A 15,551-nucleotide genomic window follows, 5' to 3' on the forward strand; every position below is an offset into this window, starting at 1 on the left:
CCCGAGTGAAGTCGTCAAGAAATCACCTGCGGGTCCAAGCGTCAGCACAGGGACACCGATGCCCGAGGTAATCTTTCCCGGCCCCGAGGGCCGTCTTGAAGGCCGCTACCATCCGCAGAAGGCCAAGGATGCGCCGATCGCGATCATCCTGCATCCGCATCCGCAGTTCGGCGGCACGATGAACAACCGTGTCGTCTACAACTTGCACTACGCCTTCTATAACATCGGCTTCACGGTGCTGCGCTTCAACTTTCGCGGCGTGGGCCGCAGCCAGGGTGAATACGACCAGGGCATCGGCGAGCTGTCGGATGCGGCCAGCGCGCTCGATTACCTGCAGTCGATGAACCAGAACGCCAAGCATTGCTGGGTTGCGGGCTTTTCCTTCGGCGCGTGGATCGGGATGCAACTGCTCATGCGCCGCCCCGAGATCACCGGCTTTATCTCGGTCTCGCCGCCTGCGAACATGTACGATTTCTCGTTCCTTGCGCCCTGCCCGTCTTCGGGCCTGATCGTGTCGGGCACCGCCGACCGCGTGGCGCCGCCCAAGGATACGCATTCGCTCGTTCACAAGCTGCAAGAGCAGAAGGGCATCACCGTCACCCATGCAGAGCTTGAGGGCGCGGGGCACTTCTTTGAAGACCCCCACATGGAAACGATGATCGGCACGGTCGACCAGTATGTGCGCCGCCGCCTGACCGAAAGCACGCGCTGACGCGCGCGTGCGGCGGCGAAAAAAATCTCGCGATAGGTGAAACCCGGCGGACGCCCGCGCCGTGACTGCCTGTGCAAGGTGCCCGACGGGTACCGGCGCGGGTCACCCCGCAACCCGCGCGGACGGGCGATCGCACCAGGGCGGTCGCCCGGCTTGCGCCTGGCCGCTACTTGCGCGCGATGATCCAGACAGCGTGAACGATTCCGGGGATATATCCCAGCAGCGTCAGAAGAATATTCAGCCAGAAATGCTTGCCAAGGCCCACCTGCAGGAAAACGCCCAGCGGCAGTAGCAGGATGGCGACGATGATCCGAACAAGATCCATGTGGTGTGGTCCTTTTTGCTTGTCGCAGGGGCAACCGGGCTGCAGCGCGCAAGGTTCCTTGGGCACGCTTCTGACGCTGCGGCACGGCGCGCGCCGGTCAGCGTCTTGCCACGTTCGGGAAATCGCTGGCCCTGACGGGATGGCGCAGCTATACAAGCCCCCGCATCACGCAGAGACCGCCGTGCCCAAGACACCCCCCCTTCCCAGCCATCCAGACCGCTTTGCGCAGGCGCGCGAAATGCAGGCTGTCGCCTTGCTGGAAGACTATGTCGAGCTGATCGGCGATCTGATCGCCGAGCATGGCGAAGCGCGCGTCGCCGACATCGCCGAGCGCATGGGCGTGGCCCAACCGACCGCGACCAAGGCGGTTTCACGGCTCAAGCGCGAGGGGCTCGCAACCTCGCGCCCCTATCGCGGCGTGTTCCTCACCGACGAGGGCGCATCGCTGGCGGACCGGGTGCGCGCGCGCCACCGCACCGTCGTCGCCCTGCTGATCGCGGTGGGCGTTCCTCCGCAGACGGCGGAACTCGACGCCGAGGGGATCGAGCACCACGTCTCGGACGAGGCGCTGCGGGCGTTCGAGACGTTTCTGGACAGCTTTGACAGCTGATCGGCACGTTTCGTATACCTTCGCATACCGCCTTCCTAAAGCCGTCCACCTGCGCTAAGAGACGCGCAAGCGCGATTCAGCCTCCGATCCAGTAAATCCAAACACGAGGGACCCATGTCCAAGATCAAGGTAGACAACCCGGTCGTCGAGCTCGACGGCGACGAGATGACCCGGATCATCTGGGACTTCATCAAGCAGAAGCTGATCCTCCCCTATCTCGACATCGACCTGAAGTACTACGATCTCGGGATCGAAGAGCGTGACCGCACGAACGACCAGATCACCGTCGACGCGGCGCACGCGATCAAGGAACACGGCGTCGGCGTGAAATGCGCCACGATCACCCCCGACGAGCAGCGCGTCGAGGAATTCGGCCTCAAGCAGATGTGGCGCTCGCCCAACGGGACGATCCGCAACATCCTTGGCGGCGTGATCTTCCGCCAGCCGATCATCTGCAAGAACGTGCCGCGCCTCGTTCCCGGCTGGACCAAGCCGATCGTGGTGGGCCGCCACGCCTTTGGCGACCAGTACCGCGCGACGGACTTCCGCTTTCCGGGGCCCGGCAAGCTGACGATCAAGTTCGAGGGCGCCGATGGCGAAGTGATCGAGCGCGAGGTGTTCGACGCGCCCGGCGCCGGTGTCACGATGGCGATGTACAACCTCGACCAGTCGATCATCGACTTTGCCCGCGCGTCGCTGAACTACGGCCTGATGATGGGCTGGCCGGTGTACCTGTCGACCAAGAACACCATCCTCAAGGCCTATGACGGCCGCTTCAAGGACCTGTTCCAGAAGGTCTTCGACGAGGAATTCGCCGACCAGTTCAAGAAGGCCGGGATCACCTACGAGCACCGCCTGATCGACGACATGGTCGCGGCCTCGCTCAAGTGGTCGGGCGGCTATGTCTGGGCGTGCAAGAACTACGACGGCGACGTTCAGTCCGACACCGTTGCGCAGGGCTTCGGCTCGCTCGGGCTGATGACCTCGGTGCTGATGACGCCCGATGGCAAGACCGTCGAGGCCGAGGCAGCGCATGGCACCGTCACGCGGCACTACCGCCAGCACCAGAAGGGCGAAGCGACCTCGACCAACTCGGTCGCGTCGATCTACGCCTGGACCGGCGGGCTCAAGCACCGCGCCAAGCTGGACGACAACGCCAAGCTGATGGAATTCGCCGAGACGCTGGACAAGGTCGTCGTCGATACCGTGGAATCGGGCTTCATGACCAAGGACCTGGCGCTTCTGGTCGGTCCCGACCAGAAATGGCTGACCACCGAAGGCTTCCTTGAAAAGATCGACGAGAACCTGAACAAGGCGCTCTGAGACTGCATCAAGCCCTACGCAAAGGCCCGCGTTCGCGCGGGCCTTTTGTCTTGCGCCCTGCGCTCAGCCGATCAGCGCAGCCGTCTCGCCAAGCTCGGCATAGTGGCGTCGCAGCCGCTCCAGCGCGATGCGCAGCACCACCTTGCCCGACCGCGCAGACCATCCAAGACGCCGCTCGGCCTGCTCCAGCCCCTCAAGGTAGCAGCAGCAGCGCAGCGCGACATCGCCAAGGCCCGGCCCCAGATCGCCAAGCGCCGAGGCGATGCGCGCGCGGGCCGCTTCCGGCCCGAACCGTCGCTCGCTTGCGAGGGCGCCGCCGTCCAGCCGCCCGGTGACGAAACGGTCCCAGTTCTGCACTGCTATGTCGCCCATCTGGGCGATCTCGAAATCCTCGCGCAGGCGTTCCCCGGCCGCGACGAGATCGCCGTTCAGGAACGGCGTGCCGTCGGCCTGCCGCCGCCGCGCCAGCGCCGCGAGAGGCGTATCTGACGGCGAGACGCCAGCCTGCACGGCGCCTGCGCGCTCGAACAGCGCGGGCGCCTCGGACATGCCATGCGCCGCGCGGCAGGTGCGCAGGAACGCGCGGCCTTCCGGTGCAAGCCTGTAGCGGGCAACCTTGGACCCGCCGCGGCCCTCGACCCAGCCTTTCAGCACGAAAGCCTCGGCAACGGGCCGCGCGACGCTGGCCACCCGGATCGTGCGACCGTCCGGCATCTCGCGCACGATCACAGAGGTGTCGAGGCCCGGCGCGATGGCAAGGCAAGCGCCGGGTTCCGCCATCCGGGGCAGCACGCGCGCCGCTTCGGCCTCCAGCGTGGTCTTGTCGGGCAGGTCCGTGGAATGGGCTGGCTTGGCAGGCATGTTCTGTCTCCTGGCGCGGGAAAGACGATCAAGAAGGGCATCGCACACCGGATCGTCGCGCAACTGCTCGATCCGGCGCACGCTGCGCAGCACGGTCGAGGCCTCGCAGCCGCACAGGCGCCCGATCTCACGGAATCCCAAGCCTTCCACGGTATGCGCAAGATAGCGGCGGTGCGCGCAATCGGTCCACTCGGGGGCGCCCGAAAGCGGGCAGGAATAAAGGGGCTTGCAGTTGGTCACAGCGGGTCGCTTCGCCTCCGGCTCGTCGGTCTGCACGGCACTCAACCTGAGATTGTAGTGGTTACTGATACATTAATTTCCACAGCTGTTTCCCGAAATTGTCTCCAAAAGATAAACAATCACGTCCCCCTGCGCGCGGTTATCCACAGGATTGCGCAACACACGCACAGGGCGAGTAAGGATTGTGGCGGAATCAGAAACGGAGTTCCCCCATGTCAAACCCGGCTCTCTCCCTCGACAGCCTGCGCCGCCCGCGTCTTCTGGTCCGCGCTGCGCGGATCGGTCTGGACAGCTACAACCGCGCCCGCGACCTGCGCCGGGTACTGCCCGGCACCGAAAGCAGGCTGTCACAGCGCACGCTCGATGCGCTGATGACCGCAGAGGCGGAAATGGAGGGTGCAAGGGGCGCGGGCGACGGCCGCTATTCGGTGACGCGGCACGTCGATTTGCTGATCGCGCTGATGGCAGAGGCGCGGCTGATGCCGCGCCCCGCCCCAAGCGGCGTCAGGTGAAGGCGTCGGGCGTCTCGCCCTTGCGGCGCGCGATGTAGTCGGCCAGCGCCTCGTTGATCGCGGGATCGAGCGCCGGCGCCTCGTAGTCGCCCAAGAGCTTGCGCACCCGCTCGCCCGCAAGCATCTGGGTGTCGCGGGCGCCGTCCTCGTCCCAGGTCTCGAACGGCTTGTAGTCGAACAGCTCCGACCGCCAGAACGCCGATTTGAAATTCGCCTGCGTGTGGGCGCAGCCAAGGTAATGCCCGCCCGGGCCAACCTCTCGGATCGCGTCCATCGCCTGCGACTCGGTATCCATCGCGATCCCTTCGGCGAACTTGTGCAGCGCGCCCAACTGGTCGGCATCCATCACGAATTTCTCGTAGGACGACACCAGCCCGCCCTCCAGCCAGCCACAGGCGTGCAGCATGAAGTTGACGCCCGACAGCAGGCCCATGTTCAACGAATTCGCGGACTCGTAGGCCGCCTGCGCATCGGGCAGCTTGGACCCGTTGAACGCCCCGGCCGAGCGATACGGCAAGCCAAGCCGCCGCGCGAGTTGCCCCGCACCATAGGTGATGAGGCTCGCCTCGGGAGTGCCAAAGGTGGGCGCGCCCGAGTTCATGTCGATGGATGTCACGAACGCGCCGAAGATCACCGGCGCGCCGGGGCGCACAAGCTGGGAATAGGCGACGCCCGCCAGCACCTCGGCCAGAACCTGCGTCAGTGTGCCCGCGACCGACACCGGCGCCATCGCGCCGCCGACGATGAACGGAGAGATGATGCAGGCCTGATTCGCGGCGGCATAGACCTCGAGCGCCCCCATCATCACCGAATCGAACGTCAGCGGCGAGTTGATGTTGATGAGTGACGTCATCACCGTGCGGTCATTGAGCCCGCCGAACAGGATGTCCGACATCTCGACCGAATGCTCGGCGCGCACGGGTTCGGTGACCGACCCCATGTAGGGCTTGTCCGACAGCGTCATGTGGGCGTGCAGCATGTCGAGATGGCGCTTGTTTACCGCAACGTCCGTCGGCTCGCACACCGTGCCGCCCGAATGGTGCAGCCACTTGGACATGTAGCCGAGTTTCACGAAGTTGCGGAAATCCTCCATCGTGGCATAGCGGCGCCCGCCTTGGGCATCGCGCACGAAGGGCGGGCCGTAGACCGGGGCGAGAACCAGCTTCTTGCCGCCGATCTCGACATTGCGCTCGGGGTTGCGGGCGTGCTGGGTGAATTCGGACGGCGCGGTGGCACACAGCTTGCGCGCAAGACCGCGCGGGATGTGCACCCGTTCGCCATCGACCGTGGCCCCGGCCTCGCGCCAGCGCGCCAGTGCGGCGGGGTTGTCGACGAAATTCACGCCGATCTCTTCCAGCACCGTCTCGGCGTTCGCCTCGATGATCTGCAACGCCTCTTCGTTCAGGACCTCGAGGTTGGGCACGTTGCGGTCGATGAAACGCGCAGCCTCGATCCGCTTGGCCGTGCGTTCCGCCCGCCGCGCCGCGCCGCCGCCTGCACCCCGGCCCCGCCGTCTTGCCTCTGTTGCCGCTTCCGTCATGCCGGCATCCTCCTTGGGGCGCAGAATGCGCCCGGTCTGTCCGTTTGGGCCGTGATAGCGGGAGTCGCGAGGCGGTCCCGGCGGAATTGCGTCGTTTGCGAACGGAAAGCGACATCGCTTGGACTTGCGCGGCCCCGCCGCCCTGCTTACGAGAGCGACATGAGCGACCAGATCCACGACCGCCTTCTCATCATCGACTTTGGCAGCCAGGTGACGCAGCTGATCGCGCGCCGCCTGCGCGAGGCGAATGTCTATTGCGAAATCCACCCCTTCAACACGGTGGACGATGCGTTCTTGCAACGCTTCGCGCCCAAGGCGGTGATCCTGTCGGGCGGCCCGGCGTCGGTGCTGGACACCGGCAGCCCCCGCGCGCCGCAAACCGTGTTCGAACTGGGCGTGCCGGTGCTTGGCATCTGCTACGGCCAGCAGGTGATGATGGAGCAGCTTGGCGGCAAGGTCGAAGGCGGCCACCACCGCGAGTTCGGGCGCGCCTTCGTGCAGCCGTCGGGGGCACACACCGCCAACCAGATCTTCCGCGGCCTGTTCACCGAAGGGCGCGAGGAAGTGTGGATGAGCCACGGCGACCGCGTCACCGCGCTTGCCCCGGGGTTCGAGATCATCGGCACCTCGCCCGGCTCGCCGATGGCGATCATCGCCGACACCGAGCGCAATTTCTACGCGGTGCAGTTCCACCCCGAGGTGCACCACACCCCGAGCGGGCGGCAGATGCTGCAGAATTTCACCCGGCTCGCGGGGTTCACCGGCGACTGGACAATGGCCGCCTACCGCGAAGAGGCGATCCGCAAGATCCGTGACCAGGTGGGCGATGCCAAGGTGATCTGCGGGCTGTCCGGCGGGGTCGATTCCTCGGTCGCCGCTGTGCTGATCCACGAGGCGATCGGCGACCAGCTGACCTGCGTGTTCGTCGATCACGGGCTCTTGCGTCTCAACGAGGCGGACGAGGTCGTGACGATGTTCCGCGACCACTACAACATCCCGCTGATCCACGCTGATGAAGCCGACCTGTTTCTGGGTGAACTTGAGGGCGTAAGCGAACCCGAGACCAAGAGAAAAACCATCGGGCGGCTGTTCATCGACGTGTTCCAGAAGCATGCCAACGACATCGAGGGCGCGGCGTTCCTGGCGCAGGGCACGCTGTACCCCGACGTGATCGAATCGGTCAGTTTCGCGGGTGGGCCTTCGGTCACGATCAAGTCGCACCACAATGTCGGCGGGCTGCCGGAAAAGATGGGCCTCAAGCTGGTCGAGCCGCTGCGCGAGTTGTTCAAGGACGAGGTCCGCGCACTTGGGCGCGAATTGGGCCTGCCCGCCAGTTTCATCGGCCGCCACCCCTTCCCCGGCCCCGGCCTAGCGATCCGCTGCCCCGGCGAGATCACCCGCGAAAAGCTGGAAATCCTGCGCAAGGCGGACGCAGTGTTCATCGACCAGATCCGCAAGCACGGTCTCTACGACGAGATCTGGCAGGCCTTTGTCGCCATCCTGCCTGTCCGCACCGTAGGCGTCATGGGCGACGGTCGCACCTATGACTTCGCCTGCGCCCTGCGCGCGGTCACGTCCGTGGACGGCATGACGGCCGATTATTATCCGTTCAGCCATGAGTTTCTTGGCGAGACGGCGACGCGCATCGTGGGCGAGGTGAACGGGATCAACCGTGTCACCTATGACATCACGTCCAAGCCCCCCGGCACCATCGAGTGGGAGTGACGGCACGGCGGGTCTGTCCGGCCCTCTCATCGGCCCGCCTATCGGTTCGCCCATCGCATTGACGGCCCCCGGCGGCTCTGCGTCTATGGCGCGGCTCAGCCCCCGAGGAGTTAAACCCGTGACAACCAAAGCTTTCATCGCCCCGGACGCGCAGCCGCTGAAGGCGGCTCTCTGGATGATCGGCGCGATCTTCTCGTTCACCTCGATGGCCGTCGCGGGGCGTGCGGTGTCGCTGGAGCTCGATACTTTCGAGATCATGACCTACCGCTCCTTCGTGGGCGTATTCATCGTGGTGGCGGCGGGATGGGGCTTTGGCACGCTGGGGCAGATCACCCGCCGGTCGCTGCACGTCCACGCGCTGCGCAACGTCAGTCACTTCACCGGCCAGAATCTGTGGTTCTTCGCGATCACCGCCGCGCCGCTGGCGCAGGTCTTCGCGATGGAGTTCTCGTCGCCGCTCTGGGTCGCGCTGCTGGCGCCGGTCGTTCTGCAAGAGAGGATGACCCGCACCCGGGCACTGGCGGCGCTGGCAGGCTTCATCGGCATCCTGATCGTGGCACGCCCAACCGTCGAGACGATGAACCCCGGGCTGATCGCCGCCGCCTGCGCGGCTGTCGGATTTGCGGGGTCGGCGATCTTCACCCGGCTTCTGACCCGCACCGAGACGCTGACCTGCATCCTGTTCTACATGACCGCGATGCAGGCGGTGTTCGGGCTGGTCTGCGGCTACTGGGACGGCGAGATGACCATGCCTTCGGCCACCAGCCTGCCCTGGATCGTCGTGATCGGCTGCGCGGGGCTTCTGGCGCACACCTGCCTGACGATGGCGCTGTCGCTGGCGCCCGCGACCGTGGTGATGCCGATCGACTTTGCCCGCCTGCCGATCATCGCACTTGTCGGCATGACGCTTTACGCCGAAGTCCTTGATCCCATGGTGTTTGTGGGCGCTGCGATCATCTTTGCGGCAAACTACCTCAACATCCTGGTGGAATCGCGCCGCCGTTGACGGGTGGCAGGATTGTCACGGTCCGATTCGCGACAAGATTGTGACGTGAGGTCAGAAATTGACCGATAACGCGTAATTTGTAGGATTTCCGCAGACGCCCGCCGCACCACCGGGCACCCTAGGGAGGATTACCTATGAAGAAGCTTGCGCTTTCAGCCGCAATGCTGGCCGGTCTTTCGACCGGTGCGATGGCGGGCGGGATCGACCGCTCTGGCCAGTCTGTCGCTCCACTCTTTGCAGAGACCGGGGCTGGCGGTGGTTTTGTGCAACTGTCGCTCGGGTCGGTCGAGCCCACTGCGAACAACCCTGCAATCCGCGATCCACTGACGGGATACACGCAGGCAGGGGCGGCCATCAAGTACCGCTTCAATGACCGGATCAGTGTTGCTTTGATCGCAGATCAGCCCTTCGGCGCCAATGTAAACTATGCAAATGGCGCCCCCTTCTTTGGCGGGTTGGCCAACATTGACAGCTTTGGATTGACGGCACTTGGGCGCTACGAGTTCGGGAACGGTTTTTCGGTACACGGCGGTGTCCGCGGCCAATCTATCAATGGTCAAATTTTCACCTACTTCGGAGTGCAACCGACCCTGCTGACAGCCGGGTCTGACTTTGCGTTCGGCGGAGTTGCTGGGGTCGCCTATGAGCGCCCCGAAATGGCCCTTCGTGTTGCCCTCACGTACTCAAGCTCGATCACAAATACACTGAATGGCACCGAGCAGGTTCTCCTCGCCGCGTCGCCCACTGCGGCACCGGCAATTTCCAGGAACACGAGCTTCCAAGTGGCAACTCCGCAAAGCGTCAACCTTGACTTCCAGACCGGTATTGCGCCCGGAACGCTGGTCTTCGGCGGCGTTCGCTGGGTCAACTGGAACGGCTTCAACGTGACCACGCCTGTTTCTGGCCAGTATGTGCGCTTCACACAGGACACCTATACCTACAACCTCGGCATTGGCCGTCAGATCACGGACAAGTTCGCGGCCTCTGTAGCAGTCACCTATGAAAGCGCGGGCAGCAGACCATCTACCACAGCCTTGTCTCCGACGACGGGCCTGACTTCATTCACCGTATCTGGAAGCTACGACGTGACGGACAGCATGACCTTCGCTGGCGGCGTAACCTACGGCTTTCCGGGCGATCAGCAGGTCCCGAGCGCTTTGGGTCTGCAATCCTTTTCAGGAAACAACGTTCTGGGTATCGGCGCACGGATCAGCATGAAGTTCTGATCTCGTAGGCAATAGCCCCATGAAAGCCCCGCCCCTCCGGCGGGGCTTTTTCGTTCGATCACTTTCCGGGTCGCCAACACGCGCGCCCGGACGTAGCGTCCCCCATGGCTCCGCAAAAGACCCTCTCCGCCCGTGCATGGTCCGAACTCTTGCTCCTGTCGCTGATCTGGGGCGCGTCGTTCCTGTCGATCCGCATCGCGCTCGACGAGGTGGCGGTGATCACCAGTGTCGCGCACCGGGTGTTCTGGGCGGCGCTGGTGCTTTGGGCCTATGTCGCGGTCTTCCGCCTGCCGGTGCCGCGCAGCCCGCGCGTCTGGGCGGCGTTTCTTGTCATGGGCATCCTGAACAACGCGGTGCCCTTTGCGCTGATGGCCTGGGCGCAGCTCCATATCGAGACCGGCCTGACGTCGATCCTGAATGCCACCACCGCGGTGTTCGGCGTCATCGTCGCCTCGGTCGTCTTCGCGGACGAGCGATTGACGCCGCGCCGGGCGCTGGGGGTCACGGTCGGCTTTGCCGGGGTCGCGACGGCCATCGGCCTTGGCAATCTTGCGCAGTTCGACCTGCGATCCGTGGCGCAGCTTGCCGTGCTGGCAGGCACCCTGTCCTATGCCTTCGCGGGCAGCTGGGCGCGCGCGACCCTGTCGGGCTTAAGGCCACAGGTGGCGGCGGCGGGGATGCTGACCGGCTCGTCGCTGATCATGGTTCCGGCGGCGTTCCTCATCGACGGCGCGCCCAGCCTGGCGCTGCAGGCGGACACGATCCTGGCCATCGCCTATTACGCGCTGGCCGCGACCGCCTTTGCCTACCTTTTGTATTACCGCGTGCTGGCGATGGCGGGCAGCGGGAACCTGATGCTCTGCACGCTTTTGATCGCGCCCATCGCGATCCTCCTGGGCGCGCTGGTGCGGGGCGAGGCGCTGCCTGCGAACGCCTATGCAGGCTTTGCCATTCTCGCGCTGGGTCTGCTGATCCTTGATGGCCGCGCGTTCCGGCGCCGGGCGCAGGCGCCGCGTCCCGCGCCCTGAGCCATGCCGCGCAGCGAAAACCCCCTACCCCTCGGGCGCGCCCCGCGCTAGTCACGCGGCAACACGATCCGAGGGACCGACGATGATCTACGCAACCCCCGACGACTGGCTACGCGCGACCGAAAAGCGCGTGCTGCTGTTCGGCATGTCCGGCCTCGGCAAGACCCATGTTTCGGCGATGCTGCGGGATGCCGGGTGGTTCCACTACTCGATCGACTACCGCATCGGCACCCGCTACATGGGCGAGCACATCGCCGACAACGCCAAGCGCGAGGCGATGAAGGTGCCGTTCCTGGCCGAGCTGCTGAAGACGGATTCGATCTACATCGGGTCAAAAATCACCTTCGAAAACCTTGCCCCGCTGTCCACCTACCTTGGCAAGCCCGGCGATCTATCGAAGGGCGGGCTGGCATTTGGTGAATACATGCGCAGGCAGGACCAGCACCGCGCAGGTGAGATCGCCGCGCTTCTGGACACCGCGCACTTCATCCGCCGCGCGCAGGACATCTACGGCTACGCGAACTTCGTCTGCGACACCGGCGGGTCGATCTGCGAGGTGGTGAACCCGGACGATCCAGCCGATCCGGTGATGACCGCGCTGGCCGCCGAGACGCTGATGGTCTGGATCGAAGGCTCGGACGCCCACACCGCCGAGCTGATCCGCCGCTTCGACCGCGCCCCGAAACCGATGTGCTATCAGCCCGAATTTCTGGAGACCGCCTGGGCCGAATATCGCGCCGAGACCGGGCTGGCCGAGGATGCCGTCGACCCGGACGATTTCGTGCGCTGGACCTATGCGCGCGCGCTGGCCCACCGCCAGCCGCGCTATGCCGCGATGGCGCGCCGCTGGGGCCTGACCGTCCGCGCCGAGGACATCGGCGCCCTCAAGACCGAGGCCGACTTCGACGCGCTCATCGCCCGCGCCCTTGAGGACGCCGCGTAAACCGCCTATCTCACCGCTTCCCCGCACAAGGTTCCGCCGATGCCGATCAAGCTGCCCGAGTCCCTGCCCGCCTTCAGCGTCCTTCGCAACGAGGGCGTGATGGTGATGGGCGAGGATATGGCTGCACGGCAGGACATCCGGCCGCTGCGCATCGCGCTGCTCAACCTGATGCCCAAGAAGATCCAGACCGAGAACCAGTTCGCCCGGCTGATCGGGGCGACACCACTGCAGATCGAGTTGTCGCTGGTGCGCATGTCCGAGCATCAGGCGCGCAACACCGCCGCCGAGCACATGGAAGAGTTCTATCGCCCGTTTCAGGACGTGAAGGACGACTACTTCGACGGCCTCGTCATCACCGGCGCCCCGATCGAACACCTGGCCTTCCAGGACGTGACCTATTGGGACGAGTTGACCGAGGTGTTCGACTGGACCCAGACGCACGTTCATTCGACCTTCGGCGTCTGCTGGGGCGGGATGGCGATGATCAACCATTTCCACGGCGTGCCGAAACACATGCTGGGCGCAAAGCTGTTCGGCTGCTACCGGCACATGAACTTTGCGCCGCAAAGCCCCTACCTGCGCGGATTTTCCGACGACATGATCATGCCGGTCAGCCGCTGGACCGAGATGCGCAAACCCGAGATCGAGGCGGCGGGCCTGCCGATCCTTCTGCACTCCGACGAGGTTGGCCCGGCATTGGTCGAGGATCCGGCGCACCGCGCGCTCTATATCTTCAACCATCTGGAATACGACAGCGGCACGCTGAACGACGAGTATCGCCGCGATCTTGCAGGCAACCAGGTCGAGGGCGCCGAGATCGCGATGCCGGTCAACTACTTCCCCGGTGACGATCCCGCGAGGGTGCCGCCGAACCGCTGGCGAAGCCACGCGCACCTTCTATATGGCAACTGGATCAACGAAATTTACCAGTCAACGCCCTATGATCTCACTCAAATTGGCCGCTAGCCTAGTCATCGCGGCGCTTGGCCTTGCGGGGTGCGGCGTGCTGGTGGACGCCCGTGCCGACCGCCGCGAGGCGGAAGCGGCGCGCGCCTACCCGCCGCAGGGGCAGCTACTGGACGTCGGCGGGCGCACGGTGCACGCGGTCGTCACCGGCTCTGGCCCCGATCTGGTGCTGATCCACGGCGCCAGCGGCAACACCCGCGACTTCACCTTCCAGTTCGTCGACCGGGTCAAGGACCGCTACCGCGTCATCGTCTTCGACCGGCCCGGACTTGGCTACACCGACCGTGTCAGCCCCGCCTATGAGGGTGCCGCGCGGCGCGATGCGGAAAGCCCGGCGGAACAGGCGATCCTGCTGCAGGCCGCCGCCGCGCAGTTGGGGGCCGACACGCCACTTGTCCTCGGCCATTCCTACGGCGGTGCGGTGGCGTTGGCATGGGCGCTGGAACGCCCCGACGACCTGTCGGGGCTGGTGATCGTGTCAGGCGCGTCGAACCCTTGGGACGGCGGGCTGGGGTTCACCTACAACCTGACCGCCACGCGCGCGGGCGGCGTTCTGGCCGTGCCTCTGATTACCGCCTTCGCGTCCGAAAGCGTCATCAAAGGTGCCGTCGCCTCGATCTTCGAGCCGCAGTCTCCGCCCGAGGGCTATCTCGAATATGTCGGCGCGCCGCTGACCCTGCGCCGCGACTCCGTCCGGGCCAACGGGCGGCAGGTGAACACGCTCAAACCGCATGTGACCGAGATGGCGACCCGCTATGACCAGATCACGGTGCCGACCGAGATCGTGCACGGCACCGCCGACGAGGTCGTGCCGCTGGCCGTCCATTCCGAACCGCTGTCGCGGCAGATCCCGGGCGCGTACCTTGTCGCGCTGGACGGTATCGGCCACATGCCGCACCATGTCGCCCCGGACGAGGTTGTCGCCGCCATCGACCGCGCCGCCACCCGCGCGGGCCTGCGCTAGGGCCACCACACCGCCGATTGCAGCCGACCGCGCCGCCCGCCATAGTGTTCCAAAGTGAAAGGGATGAACATGGACCTGCCCTTCGACGGCGCCATCAGCAAGTTCCACGAAAAGGACGCGCCAAAGGACGTCCGCAAGGCCATCGAGAAAGCGGGCAAGGACGACATCCTGTCGCCGGCCTACCCCTATGACGAAGAGATCGACAAGGACGCGTACGAGGACACGATGGCCGCGCTTCAGCGCCAGCTGGTGCGGTGGCAAGCCGACGTCAAGGCCACCGGCAAGCGCGTCGTGGTGGTCTTTGAAGGCCGTGACGCTGCAGGCAAGGGCGGCACGATCAAACGCTTCCGCGAGAACCTGAACCCGCGCGGCGCGCGTGTCGTCGCCCTGCCGAAACCCACCGAGACCGAGGCGGGAGAGTGGTATTTCCAGCGCTACGTGCGCCAGCTTCCGACCAAAGGCGAGATCGTGTTCTTTGACCGCAGTTGGTACAATCGCGCCGTGGTCGAGCATGTCTTCGGCTTCTGCACGCCCGACCAACGCACGCATTTCTTCGCGCAGGTGCCCGAGTTCGAGAAGATGCTGGTGGACGACGGCATCCAGTTGACCAAGCTGTGGCTGAACGTCGGACGCGCCGAGCAACTGCGCCGATTCCTGTCGCGCGAGAAGGACCCGCTGAAGCAGTGGAAGCTGTCTTCAATCGACGTCGAGGGGCTGTCACGATGGGATGCGTATTCGAACGCTATCGCCGAGACGATCACGCTCAGCCACACGCAGCACGCGCCCTGGACCGTGGTGAAATCAGACGACAAGAAACGCGCCCGCATCGCCGCGATCCGGGCCGTGCTGGCCGGGGCGGAGTATGACGGCAAGGACACCGATATCGCCTGCCCGCCCGATCCGGGGATCGCCGGGGGCCCAGAGATCTGGGATGCCTAAACGCGGATACCACCACGGAAACCTGCGCCAGGCGCTGGTCGAGGCGGCGCTGGAACTGATCGAGCAAAAGGGACCGACTGGCTTTACCCTGTCAGAGGCAGCCAAGCAGGCCGGGGTCACGCCCGCCGCCGTCTATCGCCATTTCGAGGGCCGCGAAGACCTGATCGCCGAGGCCGCGCGGCAGGGCTACGAGATCTTCGCCGACCTGCTGGAATACGCCTACGACACCGGCCAGCCCTCGGCACTGGCGTCCTTCGAGGCGACAGGCCGCGCCTATCTCGCCTTCGCGCGGCGCCATCCGGGCCACTACATCGCGATGTTTGAAAGCGGCATCTCGATCCAGCGCAACGCCGATCTGGCGGCGGTGTCGCAGCGCGCGTTTTCAGTGCTGGAGCGGGCGGCCGCCACGCTGTCCGAAGGCATCCCGCCCGGCAAGCGGCCGCCGACGCAGATGGTGTCGGCGCATATCTGGGCGATGTCGCATGGGGTGGTGGAGTTGTTCGCACGCGGCTCTCCGGGCACGAAATCACCGTTTCCGCCCGAGGACCTGCTGGAGTCGGGGATCGGGATCTACCTGCGCGGGTTGGGTTTGTTGCCACCCGAGGCGTAGGGTCTAGCGCGGGCGGAGAGG

Annotated in this window: 16 protein-coding genes; 13 read left to right on the forward strand and 3 right to left on the reverse strand. The window is 65.3% G+C overall.

Features of this window, described 5'->3' with window-relative positions; translation table 11 throughout:
- The first annotated feature begins 58 nt into the window (after positions 1-58).
- Positions 59-712: an alpha/beta hydrolase gene (locus KTJ87_RS07585; RefSeq protein ID WP_267138494.1), complete on the forward strand. Its 654-nt coding sequence runs from the start codon at positions 59-61 to the stop codon at positions 710-712.
- A gap of 166 nt (positions 713-878) precedes the next feature.
- On the opposite strand, the gene KTJ87_RS07590 is transcribed toward KTJ87_RS07585, so the two are convergent.
- The gene (locus KTJ87_RS07590) at positions 879-1,037 is read right to left on the reverse strand and encodes a YqaE/Pmp3 family membrane protein (protein WP_267138495.1); all 159 of its coding nucleotides are present in this window, start codon (positions 1,035-1,037) and stop codon (positions 879-881) included.
- Positions 1,038-1,218: 181 nt separating this feature from the next.
- On the opposite strand from KTJ87_RS07590, the gene mntR reads away from it, so the two are divergent.
- Together mntR and KTJ87_RS07600 are read left to right on the forward strand one after the other, a co-directional pair.
- The gene (gene mntR, locus KTJ87_RS07595; RefSeq protein ID WP_267138496.1) at positions 1,219-1,647 is read left to right on the forward strand and encodes a manganese-binding transcriptional regulator MntR; all 429 of its coding nucleotides are present in this window, start codon (positions 1,219-1,221) and stop codon (positions 1,645-1,647) included.
- Between the two features lie 114 nt (positions 1,648-1,761).
- The gene (locus KTJ87_RS07600) at positions 1,762-2,970 is read left to right on the forward strand and encodes an NADP-dependent isocitrate dehydrogenase (protein WP_267138497.1); all 1,209 of its coding nucleotides are present in this window, start codon (positions 1,762-1,764) and stop codon (positions 2,968-2,970) included.
- Positions 2,971-3,033: 63 nt separating this feature from the next.
- Here the strand turns inward: KTJ87_RS07600 and KTJ87_RS07605 are convergent, their stop codons facing one another.
- A complete protein-coding gene (locus tag KTJ87_RS07605) occupies positions 3,034-4,107 on the reverse strand; it encodes a DUF6456 domain-containing protein (RefSeq protein WP_267138498.1) in 1,074 nt (357 codons plus the stop codon).
- A 176-nt stretch (positions 4,108-4,283) separates the two neighbouring features.
- Between KTJ87_RS07605 and KTJ87_RS07610 the strand changes: the two genes are divergently transcribed.
- On the forward strand, positions 4,284-4,583 hold the full coding sequence (locus KTJ87_RS07610; RefSeq protein WP_267138499.1) for a DUF6477 family protein: 300 nt from the start codon (positions 4,284-4,286) through the stop codon (positions 4,581-4,583).
- Here the strand turns inward: KTJ87_RS07610 and KTJ87_RS07615 are convergent.
- Positions 4,576-6,123: a trimethylamine methyltransferase family protein gene (locus KTJ87_RS07615; RefSeq protein ID WP_267138500.1), complete on the reverse strand. Its 1,548-nt coding sequence runs from the start codon at positions 6,121-6,123 to the stop codon at positions 4,576-4,578. The genes KTJ87_RS07610 and KTJ87_RS07615 overlap by 8 nt on opposite strands.
- 159 nt (positions 6,124-6,282) lie before the next feature.
- Here KTJ87_RS07615 and guaA point away from each other — a divergent pair, with 159 nt between their 5' ends.
- From guaA to KTJ87_RS07660, 9 genes are all read left to right on the forward strand, one after another.
- Positions 6,283-7,848 (forward strand): glutamine-hydrolyzing GMP synthase, encoded by a 1,566-nt coding sequence (gene guaA / locus KTJ87_RS07620; RefSeq protein WP_267138501.1) that lies wholly within the window; start codon positions 6,283-6,285, stop codon positions 7,846-7,848.
- Between the two features lie 118 nt (positions 7,849-7,966).
- Positions 7,967-8,854 carry a DMT family transporter gene (locus tag KTJ87_RS07625; protein ID WP_267138502.1) on the forward strand — a complete coding sequence of 296 codons (888 nt, stop codon included), beginning with the start codon at positions 7,967-7,969 and terminating at the stop codon, positions 8,852-8,854.
- Between the two features lie 134 nt (positions 8,855-8,988).
- The gene (locus tag KTJ87_RS07630; RefSeq protein WP_267138503.1) at positions 8,989-10,080 is read left to right on the forward strand and encodes an OmpP1/FadL family transporter; all 1,092 of its coding nucleotides are present in this window, start codon (positions 8,989-8,991) and stop codon (positions 10,078-10,080) included.
- A gap of 104 nt (positions 10,081-10,184) precedes the next feature.
- The gene (locus KTJ87_RS07635; RefSeq protein ID WP_267138504.1) at positions 10,185-11,108 is read left to right on the forward strand and encodes a DMT family transporter; all 924 of its coding nucleotides are present in this window, start codon (positions 10,185-10,187) and stop codon (positions 11,106-11,108) included.
- Positions 11,109-11,190: 82 nt separating this feature from the next.
- Positions 11,191-12,051 (forward strand): ATPase, encoded by an 861-nt coding sequence (locus KTJ87_RS07640; protein ID WP_267138505.1) that lies wholly within the window; start codon positions 11,191-11,193, stop codon positions 12,049-12,051.
- 39 nt (positions 12,052-12,090) lie between these two features.
- Positions 12,091-13,017, forward strand: a complete 927-nt coding sequence (locus tag KTJ87_RS07645) for a homoserine O-succinyltransferase (RefSeq protein WP_267138506.1) — start codon at positions 12,091-12,093, stop codon at positions 13,015-13,017.
- Positions 13,007-13,981, forward strand: coding sequence for an alpha/beta fold hydrolase (locus KTJ87_RS07650; RefSeq protein WP_267138507.1), 975 nt, complete (start codon positions 13,007-13,009; stop codon positions 13,979-13,981). The genes KTJ87_RS07645 and KTJ87_RS07650 overlap by 11 nt, the downstream gene beginning before the upstream one ends.
- 69 nt (positions 13,982-14,050) lie before the next feature.
- Complete coding sequence (gene ppk2, locus KTJ87_RS07655; protein WP_267138508.1) at positions 14,051-14,920, forward strand: polyphosphate kinase 2; 870 nt, start codon at positions 14,051-14,053, stop codon at positions 14,918-14,920.
- Complete coding sequence (locus KTJ87_RS07660; RefSeq protein ID WP_267138509.1) at positions 14,913-15,530, forward strand: TetR/AcrR family transcriptional regulator; 618 nt, start codon at positions 14,913-14,915, stop codon at positions 15,528-15,530. The genes ppk2 and KTJ87_RS07660 overlap by 8 nt, the downstream gene beginning before the upstream one ends.
- Positions 15,531-15,551 lie beyond the last annotated feature (21 nt).

Source organism: Anianabacter salinae (genome assembly GCF_019061145.1).
GTDB lineage: Bacteria > Pseudomonadota > Alphaproteobacteria > Rhodobacterales > Rhodobacteraceae > Anianibacter > Anianibacter salinarum.

Bases quoted from the DNA above. Each gene is read 5' to 3' on its own strand.
- KTJ87_RS07585 (WP_267138494.1), top strand. From the start codon at position 59: ATGCCCGAGGTAATCTTTCCCGGCCCCGAGGGCCGTCTTGAAGGCCGC.
- KTJ87_RS07590 (WP_267138495.1), bottom strand. From the start codon at position 1,037: ATGGATCTTGTTCGGATCATCGTCGCCATCCTGCTACTGCCGCTGGGC.
- KTJ87_RS07600 (WP_267138497.1), top strand. From the start codon at position 1,762: ATGTCCAAGATCAAGGTAGACAACCCGGTCGTCGAGCTCGACGGCGAC.
- KTJ87_RS07610 (WP_267138499.1), top strand. From the start codon at position 4,284: ATGTCAAACCCGGCTCTCTCCCTCGACAGCCTGCGCCGCCCGCGTCTT.
- KTJ87_RS07615 (WP_267138500.1), bottom strand. From the start codon at position 6,123: ATGACGGAAGCGGCAACAGAGGCAAGACGGCGGGGCCGGGGTGCAGGC.
- guaA (WP_267138501.1), top strand. From the start codon at position 6,283: ATGAGCGACCAGATCCACGACCGCCTTCTCATCATCGACTTTGGCAGC.
- KTJ87_RS07630 (WP_267138503.1), top strand. From the start codon at position 8,989: ATGAAGAAGCTTGCGCTTTCAGCCGCAATGCTGGCCGGTCTTTCGACC.
- KTJ87_RS07635 (WP_267138504.1), top strand. From the start codon at position 10,185: ATGGCTCCGCAAAAGACCCTCTCCGCCCGTGCATGGTCCGAACTCTTG.
- KTJ87_RS07640 (WP_267138505.1), top strand. From the start codon at position 11,191: ATGATCTACGCAACCCCCGACGACTGGCTACGCGCGACCGAAAAGCGC.
- KTJ87_RS07645 (WP_267138506.1), top strand. From the start codon at position 12,091: ATGCCGATCAAGCTGCCCGAGTCCCTGCCCGCCTTCAGCGTCCTTCGC.
- ppk2 (WP_267138508.1), top strand. From the start codon at position 14,051: ATGGACCTGCCCTTCGACGGCGCCATCAGCAAGTTCCACGAAAAGGAC.
- KTJ87_RS07660 (WP_267138509.1), top strand. From the start codon at position 14,913: ATGCCTAAACGCGGATACCACCACGGAAACCTGCGCCAGGCGCTGGTC.